Here is a 19,824-nt window from a genome sequence, read left to right as displayed (position 1 = left end):
CGGTGGCGCACAGGTAAGCCCCCTGCGAGACTTCCTCTACCGCAACGCAGCAATTTCCACTATTTTCAACGGTTCGCCGGCGCGTATCGCGCCTTTCCGGCGTCGCCCCACGGACAGCCCTACATGACGCACGACTACAAGAGCACGATCAACCTGCCGCAGACGGATTTCCCGATGCGCGGCGACCTGCCCAAGCGCGAGCCGCAGTGGCTGGCCGAGTGGGAAAAGGCCGGCCGCTACGTGCAGATCCAGCAGAAGGTGGCCGGTCGAGACAAGGCGTTCGTGCTGCACGACGGCCCGCCCTACGCCAACGGCGCGATCCACATCGGCCACGCGGTCAACAAGATTCTCAAGGACATGGTGGTCAAGTCGAAGCTGCTGGCCGGCTACCGCTCGCCGTACGTGCCTGGCTGGGACTGCCACGGACTTCCCATCGAGATCGCGGTGGAGAAGAAGCACGGCAAGCCGGGCGAGAAGCTCGACGCGCGCGCGTTCCGCCAGAAGTGCCGCGAGTACGCGCAGGAACAGGTCGACGCGCAGCGCGCCGACTTCAAGCGGCTTGGCGTGCTGGGCGACTGGTCGCATCCGTACAAGACGATGGACTTCCGTTACGAGGCCGACATGCTGCGCGCGCTGGCGCGCATCGTCGCCAATGGCCACGTGGTGCGCGGCGCCAAGCCGGTGTATTGGTGCTTCGACTGCGGCTCGGCGCTGGCCGAGGCGGAGATCGAGTACGGCGACAAGCAGTCGCCCGCCGTGGACGTGGCTTACGACGCGGTCGATTCGAAGGCATTGGCGGACAGGTTCGGCGCCGATGCGGGTGACGCAATCGTGTCCGTGCCGATCTGGACCACCACGCCGTGGACGTTGCCGTCCAGCCAGGCGGTCGCGCTGGGTGCGGAGCTGGAATACGCCCTGGTCGAAGGGCCCGTGCGCGATGGGCGGCGGGTGCTGCTCGTGATCGCCAGCGCGCTGGTCGAGCCGGCCCTCAAGCGCTACGGCGTCGACTCTCCGAAGGTGCTCGGTCACGCCAAGGGCACGGATCTCGACGGTCTCAATCTGCACCATCCGTTCTACCCGCGCGAAGTCCCTGTCCTGCTGGGCGAGCACGTCTCCGCCGAGGACGGTACAGGCGCCGTGCATACCGCGCCTGACCATGGCATGGAGGACTTCATCGTCGGTCGCGAGAACGGCCTGGGAACGCTCAACTACGTCGGTCCGCGCGGAGCCTACCGCGAGGACGTGCCGGTGGCGGGTGACCTTTCGCTGGCGGGCATGCACATCTGGAAGGCCAACGACGCCATCGTCGAACTGCTGCGCGGCCGGGGTGTGCTGCTGGCGCACGCGAAGATCGAACACAGCTACCCCAACTGCTGGCGCCACAAGACGCCGGTGATCTTCCGCGCCACGCCGCAGTGGTTCATCGGCATGGAACAGGCGGACCTGCGCGCCACCGCGCTCAGGGCGATCAAGGACGTGCGCTGGGTGCCGACCTGGGGCGAGGAGCGCATCGCCGGCATGGTGGCGGGACGCCCCGATTGGTGCATCAGCCGCCAGCGCACCTGGGGCGTGCCGATCGCGTTGTTCGTGCACAAGGCTACGCAGGAGCCACATCCCGATTCGGTCGCGTTGCTGGAGCAGGTGGCGAAGAAGATCGAGCAGGGCGGTGTCGACGCGTGGTACGAGCTGGACGCGGCTGAACTGCTCGGCGAGGCGGCCGGCGACTACGAAAAGGTCACCGACATCCTCGACGTGTGGTTCGATTCGGGCGTCACCCATTTCTGCGTGATCGGCCAGCGGCCGGAACTGCAGCAGGGCGATGCGGCGCAATACAAGGTGATGTATCTGGAAGGCTCGGACCAGCATCGCGGCTGGTTCCAGTCGTCCTTGCTCACTTCCTCGGCGATCCACGGCCGCGCGCCGTACGACGAAGTGCTGACGCACGGCTTCACGGTCGACGCGTCCGGCCGCAAGATGTCCAAATCGCTGGGCAACGTGGTCGCGCCGCAGAAGGTGATGGACACGCTCGGCGCCGACGTGCTGCGCCTGTGGGTGGCCTCGGCCGACTACCGCAACGAGATGACCGTCTCCGACGAAATCCTCAAGCGCGTCTCCGACAGCTACCGGCGCATCCGCAACACCGCGCGGTTCCTGCTCGGCAACCTGGACGGCTTCGACCCGGCCACGCATCTGCTGCCGGTGGAGCAGACGCTGCCGTTGGACCAGTGGGCGGTGCAGCAGGCGTGCGACGTGCAGCAGGCGGTGATCGCTGCCTACGAGCGCTACGACTTTCCTGACGTGGTCGCCCGCGTGCAGAACTTCTGCACCAACGAGATGGGCGCGTTGTACCTGGACATCACCAAGGACCGGCTCTACACCATGCCGACCGACAGCCACGGACGGCGCAGCGCGCAGAGCGCGATGTTCCGCATCGCCGAGGCCCTGGTGCGCTGGCTGGCGCCGATCCTGGCCTTCACCGCCGAAGAGATCTGGCAGCAATTGCCCGGCGAGCGTGGCCAGAGCGTGTTGTTCGAGACCTGGTACGACGGGCTGGCCGCGACGCAGGGGTCGCCCGCACAGCGCGGTTGGTGGGCCGACCTGCTGGCGATCCGCGAAACCGGCGCACGGGTCCTGGAGAGCATGCGCAAGGATGGCAAGATCGGTGCGTCGCTTGAGGCGAACCTTGCGATCCAGGCCGATCCGGCCCTAGTCGAGCGGTATGCGGCCGCACGGGACGAGCTGCGTTTCTTCTTCATCACGTCCGACGCTTCGCTGGCGCCGTTGGCCCCGCGCCCCGACGAGGCCGCGAAGGTGGAACTGGCCGGCGGCGAAGCCTGGGTGTCGGCCACGGCGAGCGACGCGGCCAAATGCGTACGCTGCTGGCACCGTCGTTCCGACGTCGGCAGCCACCCGGACCATCCGGAGCTGTGCGGCCGCTGCGTCGAAAACGTGGCGGGGCAGGGCGAGACGCGCCGCTGGTTCTGATCGGAAAAAGACGTTCACCCTGAGCGTAGGCTCGTGGTGCCGGACTCGAAGGGCCGCCAAAAAGCTGGCCCTTCGCCTCCGCTGCGCTCAGGACGAACGGTGTTGGATAACTCGCTCTGGACTGGCACATGCATCCCAAACCCAACGCCTTGCCGTGGCTGCTTCTTTCCCTGCTGGTCATCGGCCTCGACCAGGTCACCAAGATATGGGCGCTGCACGCCCTGCAGCCGGCCGGCATGCCACATCCGGTGATCCCGGGTTTCCTCAACTGGACGCTGGCGTTCAATACGGGCGCTGCCTTCAGCTTCCTTGCGCAGGGCGACGGCTGGCAGCGCTGGTTCTTCGTCGTGCTGGCGCTGATGATCAGTGGCGCACTGGTCGTATGGCTGGCGCGCACCGCACGCCGCGACTGGCGCACGGCGCTCCCATTGGCCCTGATCGTCGGCGGCGCGCTTGGCAATCTGATCGATCGGCTGCATGCGGCGCAGGTGACCGACTTCATCCAGGTCTACTACCAGCAGTGGAGCTATCCGGTGTTCAACGTGGCCGACTGCGGCATCTCGGTCGGCGCGGTGCTGCTGATCCTGTTCGGCTTCAGGAGCGGCAAGGCCGGCGTGCGATAATGCCCAGTGCAGGAGCGCCCAGATGCGCTCCTGCAGCCATCCGTCCCACTTCTGCGAAACGCCCATGGACATCCTGCTCGCCAATCCCCGCGGCTTCTGCGCAGGCGTCGACCGCGCCATCGCCATCGTCGAGCGCGCGCTGGAATCCTACGGCGCGCCGATCTACGTCCGTCACGAGGTGGTGCACAACCGCTACGTGGTGGAAAAACTGCGTGCCGATGGCGCCATCTTCGTCGAGGAGTTGCACGAGGTTCCCGACGGCGCCACCGTGATCTTCAGTGCCCACGGCGTATCGCAGGCCGTGCGCGAGGAAGCCGGCCAGCGCGCGCTCAAGGTGTTCGACGCGACCTGTCCGTTGGTCACCAAGGTCCACATGGAAGTCGCACGCCTGGGTCGCACCGGCCGCAGCGTGGTACTGATCGGTCACGCCGGCCATCCGGAAGTCGAAGGTACGATGGGCCAGTGGAATCCGGCCAACAGCGGCGAAATCCTGCTGGTCGAGTCGGTCGAGGATGTGGCCGCGCTCACGCCCCGATTCCCGCACGAGCTGTCCTATGTCACCCAGACCACGCTTTCTGTGGACGACACCAAGGCGATCATCGCGGCGCTGCGCGCGCGCTTCCCCGATATCGAAGGACCGCGCAAGGACGACATCTGCTACGCCACGCAGAACCGCCAGGACGCGGTGCGCCGGCTGGCCGAAGCGGTCGACCTGGTGCTGGTGGTCGGTTCGGTCAACAGTTCCAATTCCAACCGCCTGCGCGAGCTGGCCGAGAAGCAGGGCGTGCGCGCGTTCCTGATCGACGGCGCCGAACACATCGACCGTGCCTGGCTCTATGGTGTCGCGCGCATCGGCATCACCGCCGGCGCGTCGGCGCCGGACAAGCTGGTGCGCGACGTGATCGCCCGGCTGCAGTCCTGGGGCGCCGGCCAGGTGAGCGAGCTGCAGGGCGAGGCCGAAACGATCACCTTCGCGCTGCCACGCGAACTGCGCCTTGACGGCGGCAACGTCCCAGCCAGCCTCTGATGCGGAGGCGCCGGCCCCAAGAAAAAGGCCCGCTTGCGCGGGCCTTTTTCTTGGGTCTGGTGCCGGAAATAGGAATCGAACCTACGACCTACGCATTACGAATGCGCCGCTCTACCAACTGAGCTATTCCGGCAAAGAGGCGGGAATTCTACGGATCGATCGGGATGCACGCAAGCGCGTCAGGCGTGGCAAGCTTGACGACCGCGGTGGATGGCGTATGGATGGAGGGGACGCCGCCCACTACAGTTTTCGGGTCTCCTGCCGTTACGAGAGGAGGCATACCGCCTAGAGCTCGCCAGGGAAGGGCGCCCAACGGATTCCTCAGCCTTGCCCATAGCCACTGCCAGAGCAAAACCGCTGCTGCGGGCAGTGTCGATATTGATCCTCGCCCTTTTCCTGGGGAGGGCGTTTGCGGCGGTGCCGCCCGACCAGGCAGCAGCGTTCGACCAGTACGCCGGCCGGCTGGAGCGCGGCGAAATCTCGCCCGACACCCAGGCGGGCGTGCTCGAAGCGCTGGAGCACATGAAAAGCCTGGTGCCGGCGGGCGATGCGCGTCGCGAGCTTCGCTACCGCTACATGTATTGCATCCTCGGGCTGGACACCTCGCCCGAACAGGCCATCGCATACGCGGACAAGGGCATCGAAGATGCCCGTCGCCTCGGCTACGTCGAGGCCGAAGTCAACTTCCACTTCTGCCGCGGCGCCAACCAGGAAGCGCTGACCACGCCACGCGATGCGCTGGCCGACTACGACGCCGGCATCACGCTGGCGCGCCAGCATGAAGACCAGCGACTGGTCGCCGATGGGCTGACCTGGCGCGGCAGCGTCCAATCGCTGCTCGGCGAACATGCCCTGGCGCTCGTGGATTTTCTCGAGGCGCAGAAGTTCTACGCCACCAGCGGCGCGCCGGTCGAGAGCGAGGACAACCTGTTCAACATCGCCGTGGCCTATCGCCGGTTGGGCGAGGAGGCGCAGGCGCGCGGGTACCTGGACAAGCTGCTTGTGCTGGGCGAACAGCGACACGATCGCGCGCAGCAACTCGCTGCGCACATGGAGCTGGGCTTCCTCGAAAGCGAAGCCGGCAACCAGCCGGCGGCCGAGCGGCACCTGCGCAAGGCGCTGGCATTGGCGCACGCGGTCGACAGCCGTTCGCGCGGCGCAAGCATCCACCTGGGACTGGCGCAGGTCGACAATCTGCAAGGTCGTTATCAGGAGGCGCTGAAAGAGCTCGCCCTGGCCAAGCCGGGGTTCGCCCGCATGGGCGACCGTTCCAACCGCGACATGATCCTGCTGCAGACCGCCGAGGCGCACGCGGGCCTGGGCAAGCAGGCCGAGGCGATCGACGAATACAACCAGGCCGAAAAGCTGCTGCAGGAAAGCGGCAACCTGCGCTACCTGGCCGAGTTGCTCGATGCGCGCGCGCGCAGCTACCAGGCGCTCGATCATCTGGATCTCGCGGTGGCGGACCTGCGCCGGCTGGTCACGGTGCACGAGGCGCTGGACCGCAAGGCGCACTCGGACAACGCCACGCTGATGAACTACCAGTTCCAGACGGCCCAGCGCGAGCAGGAAAACCGCCGTCTGGCGGCGGACCGTGCACTGAAGGAGCAGCAACTGGAGTCGCTCGAGCGGGTGCGGCACTGGCAGCGCCTGGCGCTGGTGCTCGGCGGCGTGTTGATCGTGTTGCTGTTGTGGCTCGCAGCGCGTCAGTTCCGGCGCTCGCGCAAGCTGCACAGGTTGGCGATGACCGATCCGCTCACCGGGATCGCGAATCGCCGGCACATCGAGCAACTGGCCCAGCAGGCGCTCGCCCATGCCGGCGCCAACGGCGAGTCGCTGTGCGTGCTGGTGCTGGACGTGGACCACTTCAAGGGAGTCAACGACGCCTTTGGGCATGCGGTCGGCGACCAGGTGCTGGTGCGCGTTGCCCAGGCCTGCAAGCAGGCGCTGCGCCGCTTCGACATGATCGGGCGAATGGGCGGCGAGGAATTCCTGGTGGTGCTGCCGGACACCACGCCGGACGTCGCCCTGCAGATCGCCGAGCGCCTGCGGCGGAAAGTCGAGTCGCTGCCGCTGGCCAATCTGGCACCCGGACTGCACATCACCGCCAGCGTCGGCGCGGCCGTGGCCGACCACGACACCGACGACCTTGCCGAACTGGTTCGGCGCGCCGACAACGCGATGTACCGCGCCAAGGATGCCGGGCGCAATCGCGTGGAGGTCGGCAGCCGGGCCCAGTTGGTGTGACGCAGGCCGCATCCGCCCAGGGGCCGGGTGCCGCTCGTCGGGAAAAACCTGCCTTTCGTCCGCCCGGGTCTGGCGGCCGATGCACGGTCGCCTATGCTGGGATTGGCGTGATCCGGAAGGGGGCTGGAATGAATCGTTACGCGCGCAGCCAGCGCGGTGTGTCGCTGGTCGAGGTAATGGTCGCGATCGTCGTGTTCGGCATCGGCATGCTCGGCCTGGCACTGCTGCAGACCAAGGGCGCCCAGTTCACCAAGGAATCGAGTTCGCGTACCAACGCGATCATCCAGGCGCGCAGCCTGGCCGACGCCATGCGCGCCAACCCGCAAGGCGTCGATCCAGCCGATGGCAGCAGCAGCTATTACATCTACGATGGCACGGTTGCGCCGGATCCGACGGGCTGCGCCAGCAATCTGCCATGTTTCCAGGCCAAGACCGACCTGAAGAACTGGCTGGACAGCCTGAAAAGCAGCACGATCGCTGCCAAGGGCGTGCCGGTGGCCAAGGTGGCACGCGACGCCAGCCTCGGAACGTTTACCATCACCGTGTCCTGGAACGGCCTGGATCTCAACGGCGACAAGCAGTTGACCTCCGCCGACAACGGCACCTACAGCTTCAGCATGCTGCCGTGAGGACGCCACGTATGGGATCGAACCGTTCCCGCCGGGCCGCCGGCGGCTTTTCGCTGGTGGAGATGATGATCGCGGTGGTGCTGGGCCTGATCGTGGTCGCGGGCCTGATCCAGGTGCTTCTGGCCAACCGCAAGTCCTATCAGCTGCAGCAAGGCACCAACATCCTTCAGCAGAACATGCGCTTCGCTTCCGATCGCATCGGCTGGTCGTTGCGAATGGCCGATTTCTGGGGGGGGAATTCGGGCAGCGTGGTCACAGGCTCCCCCGCGGTGACTGCGCGCGGCGATTGCAAGAGCGACTGGATCCTCGATACCCGGGAAGGCGTGTACGGCTATGAAGGCGGCGCTACGTTCCCGATTTCCGGTTGCGTAGACGACAAGGACTACATAAAGGGCTCCGACGTGCTGGTGGCTCGCTACGTCGACGCCGACGGCATGGACCCGGCCGCCAGTTCGACGATTTCCGCCGAGCCCAAGCAGGTGTACCTGGTGTCGGCGATCGGCCAGCAGGCCGCATTGTTTCTGGGCAGCGATTCGGTGCCAACCACGCCGCCGGCGTCCGCTATCGGTCGCTACGTCTACCCGTATCGGCTGGACATGTACTACCTACGCCCGTGCAGCAACCCGGATGGCGGGTCCGACACGTCCCACTGCGACGCCGGCGATGACGACGGCAATCCGGTTCCCACGCTCATGCGCATGCGCCTGGACAGCACCGGCAACCTCACCGAGGAGCCGCTGGTGGAAGGCATCGAACAACTGCAGTTCCGCTACGGCATCACCGGTACCGACGTCAGCCAGATGGTGCCGTCGGCCTACAAGGACGCCAGTGCAGTAGCAGCCGACGAGTGGTCGCGCGTGATTACCGTCAATGTCGGCCTGGTCGCGGTGTCGCAACAGCGCGACGTATCGATGCCACACACCGGCACGTTCCGCGTCGGCAACTGCACCTACGAAATTGGCGCAGCATCCACGACCACAACCGGCTGCACCGGCTTCTCCGTAGCCGGGACCCAGCCGTGGCAGTTCGCACGCACCCCGTTGACCCAGGTGGTGCAATTACGCAACCGCGTTCGCATGCTGGTGGCATCCCGATGAACGTTTTCCCGACACGCTCTCGCCAGCGCGGTATCGCCCTTTTTGTCGGCCTCGTGTTTCTTGTGGTGCTCTCGCTGGTGGCGGTGATCGCCATGCGAGGCACGCTCATGGAAATGCGTCTGGTCACCAACGTGGCCAATCACCAGCGGGCCTTCGAAACGTCCGAAACCCTGCGTGCGGTGCCGGTTGCCCTGTTCGACGAACACGTGTTCCAGCGGGGCTGGCCCGAACAGCTCGGTGGCACGCTGCCAGATGATGACTTCGATTTCGACCTCACCGAGGACATGCTGACCGTCGTCAAGAACGGCCTGCAGACAAACTGCGCCGGTGATGTGGATCTGTTCTACGGCAACCTGGAGCCGACCTGCGGCACTCTGCCGGCGGAAGTGCGGTACGACACAAGTACCTGGCATCCGGATGCGATCCTGTCGATGTGCGACGTGACCAGCACCGGGTGCTCGCGCGACGTTACCGCCACGGTCTCGATCGTCCCCGACGGCACGGTGCTGGCAGAAGGCTCCGGCGGCGCCCAGGCGGCCGGCTACCGCGGCATCGGCGGCGGGGCCGCGGCGGGTGGGGGCAGCATGTATTTCGAAGTGATGAGCGTTGGCACCGTACCGGGGGACGGCCGCGCCGTCACCATGGCCCAGTACCGCCAATCGATCCGCAACTGAAGCAATAGGGAACCATCCCATGCGAACCCTCCACGCATCCTTGCGCACGATCGCGGCGCTGTTTCTCATCACGCTGACCGCGGGCATCAGCGTCGTGCCGGTGGCGCGCGCGGCCAACGGCTCCGGCGGAAACGGCAACGGTGGCGGCACCACTTCCACGCCGGTAGGGCTGGACGCGCCGATTTCGACCACCAGCAACGGCGACAAGTCCAACGCCGACAACTACACCGCGTATCCGCTGCTCAACGTCGGCGCCGTGCCGCCGCTGGTGATGCTGGTGATGTCGCGCGACGAGCAGCTCTACATCAAGGCGTATACCGACTACACCGACCTGAACAACGACGGTGTCGTCGATATCACTTACCAGGACAAGTTCGACTACTCCGGCTACTTCGATTCCAACCTCTGCTACGGCTACGGCAGCGGCCAGTTCAAGGCCTCCGCGGCGGCCACGGATGCCAACGGCAACGGCGAGGCGCACGAGTGCGACGGCAAGACCTGGAGCGGCAACTTCCTCAACTGGGCCGCGATGAGCCGCATCGACGTGTTGCGCTACGTGCTGTACGGCGGCAACCGGTCCACCGACGATGCCGACCGGACCGTGCTCGAACGCGCCTACATCCCCAGCGACCTGCACGCCTGGTCGAAGGTGTACCTGGGTGCCGACGTCAATTCGTTCACCCCGTTCACCACTTCGGACACCAGCAGCAAGGGCCTGTCCATGTGCAACGTGACGCCGACCCTTACCGGCGCGCCGCAGTTGCGCGTGGCCAAGGGCGCGTATTCGGAATGGGCCTCCACTGCCCGTGAGCAGTGCCGCTGGCGCGAGGACATCACCCAGAGCGGCGCGGACATCAACAAGTCCGACTCGCCCTCCAAGACTAGCGACGGCCTGGGCAACTACGTCTACACCGTGCGCGTGGAAGTCTGTGACCCCAGCAGCAGCGCGGTGCGCGAAAGCTTCTGCAAGGCGTACGTCGAGACCAAGAGCGACGGCACCACGGCAACCCACTACAAGCCCTACGGGCTGCTGCAGCGCTACGGCCAGAACGGCGAGATGCGCTTCGGCCTTATCACAGGCACCTACAGCGCGCCCCGCGCGGGCGGCATGCTGCGCCGGAACATCGGCCTGCTGGCCGGCAACGTGCCCGGCACCGCGTGCTCCAACACTGCCGGCAAGGTCGACGAGATCAACCTGCAGACGGGCCAGTTCTGCAACCAGGCGGACGGCAACGAAGGCATCATCAATACGCTCCGGCGCTTCCGCCTCACCTCGTGGGATCCGTCCAACGACGTCTACTCCGACTGCAACACCTACGGCATCCTGCAGCGCGACGTGAAGGGCGCAAACGGCCACCTGCTCGATCCGGATGGCGCCAGCGGCAACACGACGGCCTACAAGTGCAAGGATTCGGGCAACCCGCTCGCGGAGATGTACGCCGAGGCTTTGCGCTACATCAAGGGCAAGTCGGCGACCAGTACGTTCAACGTCAGCGACGCGAGCATCGTCACCGGCCTGCCGCAGGCGAGCTGGCTCGACCCCTACCGCGACCCCGGCGAGGGCGGCAACGCCTACTGCGCCAACTGCAGCATCGTGCTGATTTCGACCGGCCTGAACTCTTTCGACAGCGACCAGATACCCACGGTCGAGGGCCTGCCCAAGCAGGCGAACGCAGCGACGACCGACGTGGGCGTCAACGAGGATCTTTCCGGTACGCTGAGCGGCAAGCCGCCCAAGTACCTGGTCGGTCGCGTCGGCGCGCTCGACTCGACCACCTACCAGGACGTCTGCACGCCGAAGTTCATCGCGGACCTTTCGACGACCTTCGGCATCTGCCCGGACATTCCGTCGCTGGAGGGCGGCTACCAACTCGCCGGTCTGGCCTACGAGGCCTGGACCAATGACATGCGCCCGGACTTGCGTCCGTCCAAGCCTGGCAAGACCAAGGTGCAGACCTACGCGATCGCGTTGGCCGAAACGCTCCCCACGTTCCAGATCAAGGTGCGCGCCAGTTCGGACACCACCGACCTGATCACCATCACGCCCGCGTGCCAGGCGAACAACGACGGTTCGGCCAGTCTCAACAGTGCCAGCGGCTGGCGCAGCTGCTATCTGGGCAACCTGACCATTGGCACCAAAACCTCCACCACGCTCTCTCAGAGTGACTGGCTAAGGGTCGTGGGCAACCTGGCGCCCAAGAACGCCGGTAGTTGCGGCGGCTCCAGCGCGCCCTGTCACGTGTTCGGCCTGCCGTACACACTTGACGCCAACGGCGAGCCGATCAGCGGCAGCTTCACCATCACCTGGGAGGACTCCCAGTGGGGTAACGATCACGACAACGACGTGGTCGAGATGCTGACCTTCTGCAAGGGTAGCGGCTGCAGCTACGACGGTAACAAGGATGGCACGGCCGACATCTGCGAAGGCACGTCGTCGAACGCCTGCAACAACGTCAAGTCGATCCAGGAAAGCCAGATCCTGGTCCGGACCGAGTCGCTGTCGGCCTACGCAGGCAACGCGCTGCAGGTCGGCTACACCACCGCCGGCGCCTTCAACAGCGGCAACCAGGACGTGAGCGGCGTGAAGTTCACCGTGCTGCGTCCGGGCAATACCAACGGCAGCCTGCTGTTCGGCGATTACGGCGGCGCGCGCAGCTGGACGCAGCCTTCCGTGGAGAAGTACAGCACCGGTCCGGCTGAACAGCTGCCGCTGGAGAACCCGCTGTTCTTCGCGGCCAAGTACGGCGGTTTTGCCGACCAGAACGCCGACAATAAGCCCGACCGTGCCGATTCGGCCGAATGGGATGCCATCGTCAATGACACGGGCGCGGCCGGGCAGGACGGCATTCCCGACAATTACTTCCTGGTGCGCAACCCCGCGCAGCTCTCTGATCGCCTGTCGCGCACGTTCGACGCGATCCTCAAGCGCGCCGGTTCCGGTACGGCAGCGGCGGTAGTGGCCAACAGCGCCAAGGGCGTGGGCCTGGTCTACCAGGCGCTCTACCAGGCCGAGCGCAAGGATTCCAACGAGCGATCTGCCGACTGGAACGGCACGCTCAACGGCTTGTGGACCGACAGCTTCGGCCGGCTGCGCGAGAACGGCAACGGTCTCTCCAGCGGCGTCGCGACGCTCGATGGCTACGACGTCGATCCCGTGATCGAGTTCTACTACGACCCCAACGACGGGCAGACGAAGTTCCACCGGGAAATCATGCCCGGTAGCGCGGATGGCTCGCCGGTGACGATCTTCGACAAGACCAAGGCCACCATCACCGATCATGGGCTCGATGAGCTGAGGACCGTGTGGAGCGCGCAGGAGCAACTGTGGGACATCGGTTTCAGCACCGGCGTGAACACCACCGACCTCACCAGCAGCAACCGCAGCTATACAGGGTTGACCAGCAGCGGGCGCTACATCTTTACCTGGATCGATGCGGACCACGACGGCGTGGTCGATGGTACCGAGCAGCAGCCTTTCGTTTTCAGCGGCACCACTGCCGGCAGCGGTTTCTACGGCAGCCAGAGCACCAGCAAATCCGGCGGAACCACTACCACGACCAGTACCGGCAACTTCCGCTACCTCAACACGGCCGATCCGGCGGTGGCCAAGCGCATCGTGGCCTGGATCCGTGGTTACGAAGTGGCCGACAAGGATAGCCAGGGCGCCGCGCTGTGGCGCTCCCGCACGGTCGACTACAACAACGATGGCACGCTGCGGACCCTGCGTTTGGGCGACATCGTCGACTCGACGCCGGTCGTGGTGGGTACCCCGTCCGAGGCGTTCGACCTGCTGTACGGCGACACCAGCTACGGCACCTTCCGCGACCACTACCGCAGTCGCCGCCAGGTGGTGTACGTGGGCGCCAACGACGGCATGCTGCACGCCTTCAACGGCGGCTTCTACAACGCGAAGGCGCAGAAGCTGCAGCTGACCCCGACCGACACCACCCAGACGGTGACGGCCGATCCCCTGGGCGGCGAGCTGTGGGCCTATGTGCCGGGCAACCTGTTGCCGCACCTTCGCTGGCTGGCCGATCCCGACTACAAGCACAATTTCTACGTCGACGGCAGCCCGATCGCCCAGGACGTCAAGGTGTTTGCCGACGACACCGACCACCCTGACGGCTGGGGCACGATCCTGATCGTGCCGTTCCGCTTCGGCGGCGGTCCCATCTCGGTCAATACCGCTACCGATGGCACCACTGCCACGCAGAACTCGTTCTCGGCGTACGTGGTGCTGGACGTGACCAACCCGGAGAAGGCGCCGGTGCTGTTGGCCGAGCTGACCAATACCGCGCTCTCGGATACCGACCTCAAGTGCGGCACGAATGCTGCCGTGCCGTCGTGCGCGGACATCACCAAGGTGGTCGATACGTACACCTCGTCGATCCCCGCGGCGGCGATCTTCCGCGACAACACCTCCGGCAGCCCGAACAAGTTCTTCCTCTTTACCGGGTCGGGTACGACGGACAACGGCGGCGTGGGCAAGACCGAGGGCGGCAACGCCGTGGCGACCACTTCGGTGAAGATCCGCGCTTACGACCTGGAGGATCTGACCGCTACCCTGCGTTCGGCCTCACCCGTCAAGACGTTCGACCTCACCTCCATCGGGGGTACGACGGACAACACGACGCCGGGCGCCAAGAGTTTTACAGGCGACCTGATCGCCTCGGACTACAACCTCGACGGGCGATCCGAGGGCATTTATTTCGGTAGCGTGCAGGACAAGGGCGCCAACGGCTTCGGTGGCTCGCTTTGGAAACTGAGCTTTATGAGTGATGGCGCGCCCGATCCGGATCCGGACAACTGGACGCCGCAACGGGTCATCTCGGACCTGGAGCTGCCGATAACGATCCGCCCGACGGTCGGTCGCAACGACCGCGGCGCGCCCATGGTGTTCTTCGGCACCGGACGTGCCTACACCAAGAGCGATCTGGCCTCGACGGCGCAACAAAAGATCGTCGGCCTGATCGACACGTCACTGCTGTCGACGAGCGACCAGCAATACAAGTTGCTGCCACTGTCCATGTCCGATCTGCTGGACGTCACCGACGTCGACGTGTTCACCGACAATTCGGTAACTGGTGGCGGCAGCGATGCCGACGGCAACAGCATCGACACTTTCAACAAGTTGCTGGGCAGTTTCGATTCGGCCACACGCCTGGGCTGGTACCAGGACTTGACCGCGCCGACCTCCACGACCGACAAGACGCCGGCCGAGCGCGTGGTCAGCGCACAGGGCCTGCTGGGCGGCGTGCTGCTCACCACTACATTCTTCCCGGGTACGGACACCTGTACCGACGTGGGCCGCGGCGCGCTCTATGGCCTCAACTACAAGAGCGGCACGGCCAGCCCGACGGAACAGTTCTTTGGCACCACGTCCAGTGGTGGCAAGGAAGCGGTGAACAAGTCGACCGATCTGGGGCCGGGCTTGCCTGCGCCGCCGAGCCTGCACGTGGGCGAGGGCACCGGCAAGAGCAAGGTGACCGCCTGCGTGCAGACGTCTACGGGCGCGATCATCTGCAAGGAGATCACCACGCTCAAGTCAGTGCTCAGTAGCGAGATATCCTGGCATGAACCGCTGGACAAGTAAGGAGCATTACATGCGCAGGCAAGGTGGTTTTTCGCTGATCGAGCTGATGATCGTGGTGCTTATTGTCTCCATATTGGCGGCGGTAGCGATCCCTTCCTACCGCAAGTACGTGGTGCGCTCCCACCGCGTGGACGCGCAACGTGCGCTGACCGAACTGGCGGCCAGGCAGGAGCGTTTCCTCTACAGCAACAATGCCTACGCCGACAGCGTATCCTCGCTGGGCGGCACCAGTTCGATGGCTGGAAGCTACTACACGGTTGCCGTCGATCCGGCCAGCGCTTCCACCACCACCTATACGGTGGTGGCTACGGCTGTGGGCTCGCAGCACGACGACGACAAGTTGTGCCAGACGCTCAGCCTCGATCAGGCCGGTCGCCAGGAATCGACCGGCTCCACCACCAATGATCCGGCATGTTGGGGACGCTGAGCATGGCGCGCGGCAGGTTACTGGCGGGATGTATCGCCGCGAGCCTCTGCCTGGCGGCGACCGCTCAGGAGGGCTCCTATTACAAGTGGACCGATGCCAGCGGCACGGTCCATTTCAGCGCCACGCCTCCGCCTGGGCAAAAAGCCGAGGCGCTTAAGCTGCAGGGGCAGGAAGGCGAGCAGGCCGCGCCCGCCCCGCCAGCGCCGGCGACAGAGCCGACGGCTCAGCTGGAAGAGGCACAGGCGGCCTATCGCAAGAACGCCTGTGACGCAGCGCGCAACGACCTGGGGTTGCTCGAAAAGAACCACATGATAGTCAGCGGCGATAGCCCCGATGCAGCTACCAAGCTCGATGCGGAACAGCGCAACCAAGCCAAACTTCGCGCCAAGCAGCGCATCACGCAGTTCTGCGGGACGGGGACCAAGCCATGAATATGCATGTGTCCAGGCTATCGCGCGGCTTCACATTGATCGAGCTGATGGTGACAGTAGTCGTGCTGGCCATCCTGGCGGGCATCGCCTTGCCCAACTTGCGCGATTTCACGCGCCGCAGCGCGGTGACCTCGCAATCGAACGCCGTGCTTGCTGACCTTCAATACGCCCGCAACGATGCCATCACCCGCCGGGTGATCACGGAGATTTGCGGCAGCACCGACGGTACCGCCTGCACGGGCACGAACGCTTTCGAGGGGGGCTGGGTGGTCTATCGTGAAACCGCGCCTGGTCCCACCGCCACGTTCACCTCGGCCGATGAGGTGCAGCGGGTTACCCAGGCCAAGTCGGGGATCAGCATCCGTCTGGTGGACGACACAGGCGCAGCGGTGAACGATGTTGGATTTAGCCAGGACGGTTCGACGACCAGCGACAAGCCGCTGAGCTTTCTGGTTTGCGCCAAGTCCAACGGCGACAGTGTGGGCGAAAGTGCCGGTCGGGTGCTCGGGGCGGAGGTCCTGTTGTCCACTTCCGGGCGTGCGTCTATCCGCAAGATCGAATCGGGTGGCAGTTGCGGCTAGCAGCAGGCACTACGCCAAGAAAAAACCCGGCGCGAGGCCGGGTTTTTTTTCATGCGTGGTGGGCGATGCAAGGATCGAACTTGCGACACCTGCCGTGTGAAGGCAGTGCTCTACCGCTGAGCTAATCGCCCGCCGAGAGCGCGCAACTATACGGGGGCTTGCAGGTGTGGTCAATGGCCACGTCGAACCAAGGCGGCGTTGGTTAGAATGCCCGCCTTTCAGGCAGGCGCCGACCCCATGGACCTTTTCGCCCCCATCCTGCACGCGCTGCAGCATTTCCAACTAACGCCATGGAAACTGGTCGGTTTCGCCGGCACCTTCATGTTCACCAGCCGCTGGTTCGTGCAGCTGTATTACACGCGCAAATACAAGCGGGTCGTGATGCCCCTGGCGTTCTGGTGGCTGTCGGTGGTCGGGAGTGCGCTGCTGCTTGCGTACTTCACGGTCGGCAAGAACGACTCGGTAGGCATCCTTTCCAATTTCTTCCCCGTGTTCGTGTCGGTCTACAACCTGGTTGTGCACCTGCGCCAGCGCAGGCACGGCATCGCGGAAGGAACCTGAAGTACTGGCCTCGGCGCGCCATCGCACACGGGACCCATCGACGCGGCAGACCTGCCCCCTGGGCCCGGTCCCGGTAGAAGCGAACCCTCTGTGCGACCGCCATGCGCGGCAGTTCTTCGGGACGCCGCGCTCGCGCCCGAGGGCGCTCCTGCAAGGGGCTAATCGGGATCGTAGTCGAGGTTGGAGGCGAGCCAGCGTTCGGCTTCCGCGCGACTCCAGCCCTTGCGCCCGGCGTAATCCTCGACCTGTTCACGGGTGAGGCGGCCGACCACGAAATACTGGCTGGACGGGTGGGAGAAGTACCAGCCCGAGACGGCGGCGGCCGGGTACATCGAGAAGCCTTCGGTGAGTTCGATGCCAGCGTTGGCCTGGGCGTCGAGCAGGCGGAACAGGGTGGTCTTCTCGGTGTGGTCGGGGCAGGCGGGGTAACCCGGAGCCGGGCGGATGCCCTGGTACTTCTCGGCGATCAAGGCCTGGTTGTCCAGCGATTCATCACGGGCGTAGCCCCAGAACTCGCGGCGCACGCGTTCGTGCATGCGTTCGGCGAACGCTTCGGCGAGGCGGTCGGCCAAGGCCTTGAGGATGATCGACGAATAGTCGTCGTGCTCGGCATGGAAGCGTTGCAGGTGTGGCTCGATGCCGAGCCCCGCGGTGACGGCGAAGCCGCCGATCCAGTCGCGCTTGCCGTATTCGCTGGGTGCGATGAAATCGGACAGGCAGAGGTTCGGGCGTTCGACGGGCTTGTCGGCCTGCTGGCGCAAGTGGTGGAGCATGATCGACTGGCCCGTCTCTTGCGTCGGAGAGGGGAGAAGTTCGATGTCGTCGCCCACGCTCGCGGCAGGCCAGAAGCCGATGACGGCGCGGGCGGTCAGCCACTTCTCGGCGACGACACGGTCGAGCATCTTCTGCGCGTCATTGAACAGCTCGGTCGCCTGTGGGCCAACCACTTCGTCGGTGAGGATCGCCGGGTAGTGACCGGCGAGTTCCCACGCCTGGAAGAACGGCGTCCAGTCGATGTACTCGCGCAGTTCGGCCAGGTCGTAGTCGTCGAACACGGTGAGGCCGGGCCTGGCCGGTTGCGGCGGGTCATAAGTGGCCCAGTCACAGGTGAAGCGCTGAGCGCGGGCCTTCTCCAGTGGCACCAGCTGCTTGCCGGGGCCGCGATGGCGATGGCGCTCGCGCACCTCGGCGTACTCGGCGCGGATCCTGGCCATGAAGCCGTCCACCAGTTCCCTGCTCACCAACGATTGCGCCACGCCCACCGCGCGCGAGGCGTCCTTCACCCACACGGTCGGCGCCTTGTAATGCGGCTCGATCTTCAGCGCGGTATGCGCGCGCGAGGTGGTGGCGCCGCCGATCAGCAAGGGCACGGTGAAGCCCTGGCGCTGCATCTCGCGGGCGACGTGGCCCATCTCCTCCAGCGAAGGGGTGATCAGGCCCGATAGGCCAATCATGTCGGCCTTCTCGGCGATGGCGGTTTCCAGGATCTTCTGCGCGGGCACCATCACGCCCAGGTCGATGACGTCGAAGTTGTTGCAGCGGAGCACCACACCGACGATGTTCTTGCCGATGTCGTGCACGTCGCCCTTGACCGTGGCCATCACGATCTTGCCGTTGTTCTTGCCGGTGTCGCCGGTGCGCGCCTTTTCCTCCTCGATGTAGGGCAGCAGATAGGCCACAGCCTTCTTCATCACGCGGGCCGACTTGACCACCTGGGGCAGGAACATCTTGCCTGCGCCGAACAGGTCGCCAACCACGTTCATGCCATCCATCAGCGGACCCTCGATGACATCGAGCGGGCGCGTGCATTGCTGGCGTGCCTCCTCGGTGTCTTCCACCACGAACTGGTCGATGCCATGGACCAGGGCATGGCTTAGCCGTTCGCGCACGGGCCTGTCGCGCCAGGCGAGGTTCTCGACGACGGCCTCGCCTTTTTTCTTCTTGTAATTGTCGGCGATGTCCAGCAATCGTTCGGTGGCATCGGCGCGCCGATTGAGCACGACGTCTTCCACGCGCTCGCGCAACATCGGATCGAGATCGTCGTAGATCGCCAGCGCACCGGCATTGACGATGCCCATGTCCATGCCGGCCTTGATCGCGTGGTACAGGAACACCGAATGGATCGCCTCGCGCACCGTGTCGTTGCCGCGGAACGAGAACGACACGTTGGAAACGCCGCCGGAAACGTGGCTTGCCGGAAAGCGCCTCTTCAGCTCGCGGGTGGCCTCGATGAAGTCCACCGCGTAATTGTTGTGTTCCTCGATGCCGGTGGCGATGGCGAAGATGTTGGGATCGAAGATGATGTCTTCGGGAGGAAAGTCGAGTTGTCTGGTGAGCAGCCAATAGGCACGCGCGCAGATGGCCACCTTGCGCTCGGCGGTGTCGGCCTGGCCTTCCTCGTCGAAGGCCATCACTACCGCAGCTGCGCCGTACTGGCGCACCTTGCGAGCCTGTTCCAGGAATGCTTCCTCGCCTTCCTTCATCGAGATCGAGTTGACGATGCCCTTGCCCTGCAGGCAGCGCAGGCCAGCCTCGATCACGCTCCACTTGGAGGAGTCGACCATCACCGGCACGCGGGCGATGTCGGGCTCGGCGGCGATAAGGTTGAGGAAGCGCACCATCGCCGCTTCCGAATCGATCAGGCCCTCGTCCATGTTGACGTCGATGATCTGCGCGCCGTTGGCGACCTGCTGGCGCGCGACTTCCACCGCTTCTTCGTAACGGTCTTCCTTGATCAGCTTCTTGAACTGCGCCGAGCCGGTGACGTTGGTGCGCTCGCCGACGTTGACGAAGAGCAGGTCGGGGGTGATGACCAGCGGTTCGAGGCCCGAGAGACGGGTGTGGCGGATGGTGGTCATGCGTTTGCTTTCGCTTTTGCTTCTTCTCTCCCGGCCCTTATCAAGGATGGGGGAGAGGATTGAGGTGAGGGGATGGCGCTTGCGGGGAAGC

Annotated in this window: 13 protein-coding genes and 2 tRNA genes; 12 read left to right on the top strand and 3 right to left on the bottom strand. The window is 65.2% G+C overall.

The genetic code is table 11. The features are described from left to right. Positions 1-123 precede the first annotated feature (123 nt). From ileS to ispH, 3 genes are all read left to right on the top strand, one after another. Entirely contained in the window at positions 124-2,985 is a 2,862-nt protein-coding gene (gene ileS, locus ACFWZ4_RS02785; RefSeq protein ID WP_439703211.1) for an isoleucine--tRNA ligase, read from the top strand. Positions 2,986-3,113: 128 nt separating this feature from the next. Continuing rightward, on the top strand, positions 3,114-3,608 hold the full coding sequence (gene lspA, locus ACFWZ4_RS02780; protein WP_439703210.1) for a signal peptidase II: 495 nt from the start codon (positions 3,114-3,116) through the stop codon (positions 3,606-3,608). A 64-nt stretch (positions 3,609-3,672) separates the two neighbouring features. Further along, positions 3,673-4,635 carry a 4-hydroxy-3-methylbut-2-enyl diphosphate reductase gene (gene ispH, locus ACFWZ4_RS02775; RefSeq protein WP_439703209.1) on the top strand — a complete coding sequence of 321 codons (963 nt, stop codon included), beginning with the start codon at positions 3,673-3,675 and terminating at the stop codon, positions 4,633-4,635. Between the two features lie 57 nt (positions 4,636-4,692). On the opposite strand, the gene ACFWZ4_RS02770 is transcribed toward ispH, so the two are convergent. Further along, positions 4,693-4,768 (bottom strand) — tRNA-Thr (locus tag ACFWZ4_RS02770). A 236-nt stretch (positions 4,769-5,004) separates the two neighbouring features. Here ACFWZ4_RS02770 and ACFWZ4_RS02765 point away from each other — a divergent pair. The 8 genes from ACFWZ4_RS02765 (at position 5,005) to ACFWZ4_RS02730 (ending at position 16,314) form a co-directional block, all read left to right on the top strand. Further along, positions 5,005-6,882, top strand: coding sequence for a diguanylate cyclase (locus ACFWZ4_RS02765; protein ID WP_439703208.1), 1,878 nt, complete (start codon positions 5,005-5,007; stop codon positions 6,880-6,882). Between the two features lie 128 nt (positions 6,883-7,010). Beyond that, positions 7,011-7,511 (top strand): type IV pilus modification protein PilV, encoded by a 501-nt coding sequence (gene pilV, locus ACFWZ4_RS02760; RefSeq protein WP_439703207.1) that lies wholly within the window; start codon positions 7,011-7,013, stop codon positions 7,509-7,511. Positions 7,512-7,522: 11 nt separating this feature from the next. Continuing rightward, positions 7,523-8,608: a PilW family protein gene (locus ACFWZ4_RS02755; RefSeq protein ID WP_439703206.1), complete on the top strand. Its 1,086-nt coding sequence runs from the start codon at positions 7,523-7,525 to the stop codon at positions 8,606-8,608. After that, the gene (locus ACFWZ4_RS02750) at positions 8,605-9,282 is read left to right on the top strand and encodes a PilX N-terminal domain-containing pilus assembly protein (protein WP_439703205.1); all 678 of its coding nucleotides are present in this window, start codon (positions 8,605-8,607) and stop codon (positions 9,280-9,282) included. Before ACFWZ4_RS02755 ends, ACFWZ4_RS02750 begins: the two co-directional genes overlap by 4 nt. A gap of 19 nt (positions 9,283-9,301) precedes the next feature. Further along, on the top strand, positions 9,302-14,875 hold the full coding sequence (locus ACFWZ4_RS02745) for a pilus assembly protein (protein ID WP_439703204.1): 5,574 nt from the start codon (positions 9,302-9,304) through the stop codon (positions 14,873-14,875). 10 nt (positions 14,876-14,885) lie between these two features. Continuing rightward, positions 14,886-15,302 carry a type IV pilin protein gene (locus tag ACFWZ4_RS02740; RefSeq protein ID WP_439703203.1) on the top strand — a complete coding sequence of 139 codons (417 nt, stop codon included), beginning with the start codon at positions 14,886-14,888 and terminating at the stop codon, positions 15,300-15,302. Then, positions 15,287-15,733 carry a DUF4124 domain-containing protein gene (locus tag ACFWZ4_RS02735; RefSeq protein WP_439703202.1) on the top strand — a complete coding sequence of 149 codons (447 nt, stop codon included), beginning with the start codon at positions 15,287-15,289 and terminating at the stop codon, positions 15,731-15,733. The genes ACFWZ4_RS02740 and ACFWZ4_RS02735 overlap by 16 nt, the downstream gene beginning before the upstream one ends. Continuing rightward, the gene (locus ACFWZ4_RS02730) at positions 15,730-16,314 is read left to right on the top strand and encodes a GspH/FimT family pseudopilin (protein WP_439703201.1); all 585 of its coding nucleotides are present in this window, start codon (positions 15,730-15,732) and stop codon (positions 16,312-16,314) included. Before ACFWZ4_RS02735 ends, ACFWZ4_RS02730 begins: the two co-directional genes overlap by 4 nt. Positions 16,315-16,370: 56 nt before the next feature. On the opposite strand, the gene ACFWZ4_RS02725 is transcribed toward ACFWZ4_RS02730, so the two are convergent. Next, positions 16,371-16,445: transfer RNA gene (locus ACFWZ4_RS02725), tRNA-Val, on the bottom strand. Between the two features lie 106 nt (positions 16,446-16,551). Here ACFWZ4_RS02725 and ACFWZ4_RS02720 point away from each other — a divergent pair. Beyond that, positions 16,552-16,875 carry a lipid-A-disaccharide synthase N-terminal domain-containing protein gene (locus ACFWZ4_RS02720; protein ID WP_439703200.1) on the top strand — a complete coding sequence of 108 codons (324 nt, stop codon included), beginning with the start codon at positions 16,552-16,554 and terminating at the stop codon, positions 16,873-16,875. 158 nt (positions 16,876-17,033) lie between these two features. On the opposite strand, the gene metH is transcribed toward ACFWZ4_RS02720, so the two are convergent. Continuing rightward, positions 17,034-19,733 carry a methionine synthase gene (gene metH / locus ACFWZ4_RS02715; protein ID WP_439703199.1) on the bottom strand — a complete coding sequence of 900 codons (2,700 nt, stop codon included), beginning with the start codon at positions 19,731-19,733 and terminating at the stop codon, positions 17,034-17,036. Positions 19,734-19,824 lie beyond the last annotated feature (91 nt).

This window comes from Frateuria sp. GZRe12 (assembly GCF_051900535.1).
Taxonomy (GTDB): domain Bacteria; phylum Pseudomonadota; class Gammaproteobacteria; order Xanthomonadales; family Rhodanobacteraceae; genus Frateuria_A.
The sequence above is the reverse complement of the archived record's forward strand: the minus strand, read 5'-3'. Positions and strand labels throughout refer to the sequence as shown.

Bases quoted from the DNA above. Each gene is read 5' to 3' on its own strand.
- pilV (WP_439703207.1), top strand. From the start codon at position 7,011: ATGAATCGTTACGCGCGCAGCCAGCGCGGTGTGTCGCTGGTCGAGGTA.
- ileS (WP_439703211.1), top strand. From the start codon at position 124: ATGACGCACGACTACAAGAGCACGATCAACCTGCCGCAGACGGATTTC.
- ACFWZ4_RS02735 (WP_439703202.1), top strand. From the start codon at position 15,287: ATGTTGGGGACGCTGAGCATGGCGCGCGGCAGGTTACTGGCGGGATGT.
- ispH (WP_439703209.1), top strand. From the start codon at position 3,673: ATGGACATCCTGCTCGCCAATCCCCGCGGCTTCTGCGCAGGCGTCGAC.
- ACFWZ4_RS02745 (WP_439703204.1), top strand. From the start codon at position 9,302: ATGCGAACCCTCCACGCATCCTTGCGCACGATCGCGGCGCTGTTTCTC.
- ACFWZ4_RS02750 (WP_439703205.1), top strand. From the start codon at position 8,605: ATGAACGTTTTCCCGACACGCTCTCGCCAGCGCGGTATCGCCCTTTTT.
- metH (WP_439703199.1), bottom strand. From the start codon at position 19,733: ATGACCACCATCCGCCACACCCGTCTCTCGGGCCTCGAACCGCTGGTC.
- ACFWZ4_RS02740 (WP_439703203.1), top strand. From the start codon at position 14,886: ATGCGCAGGCAAGGTGGTTTTTCGCTGATCGAGCTGATGATCGTGGTG.
- ACFWZ4_RS02720 (WP_439703200.1), top strand. From the start codon at position 16,552: ATGGACCTTTTCGCCCCCATCCTGCACGCGCTGCAGCATTTCCAACTA.
- ACFWZ4_RS02755 (WP_439703206.1), top strand. From the start codon at position 7,523: ATGGGATCGAACCGTTCCCGCCGGGCCGCCGGCGGCTTTTCGCTGGTG.
- lspA (WP_439703210.1), top strand. From the start codon at position 3,114: ATGCATCCCAAACCCAACGCCTTGCCGTGGCTGCTTCTTTCCCTGCTG.
- ACFWZ4_RS02730 (WP_439703201.1), top strand. From the start codon at position 15,730: ATGAATATGCATGTGTCCAGGCTATCGCGCGGCTTCACATTGATCGAG.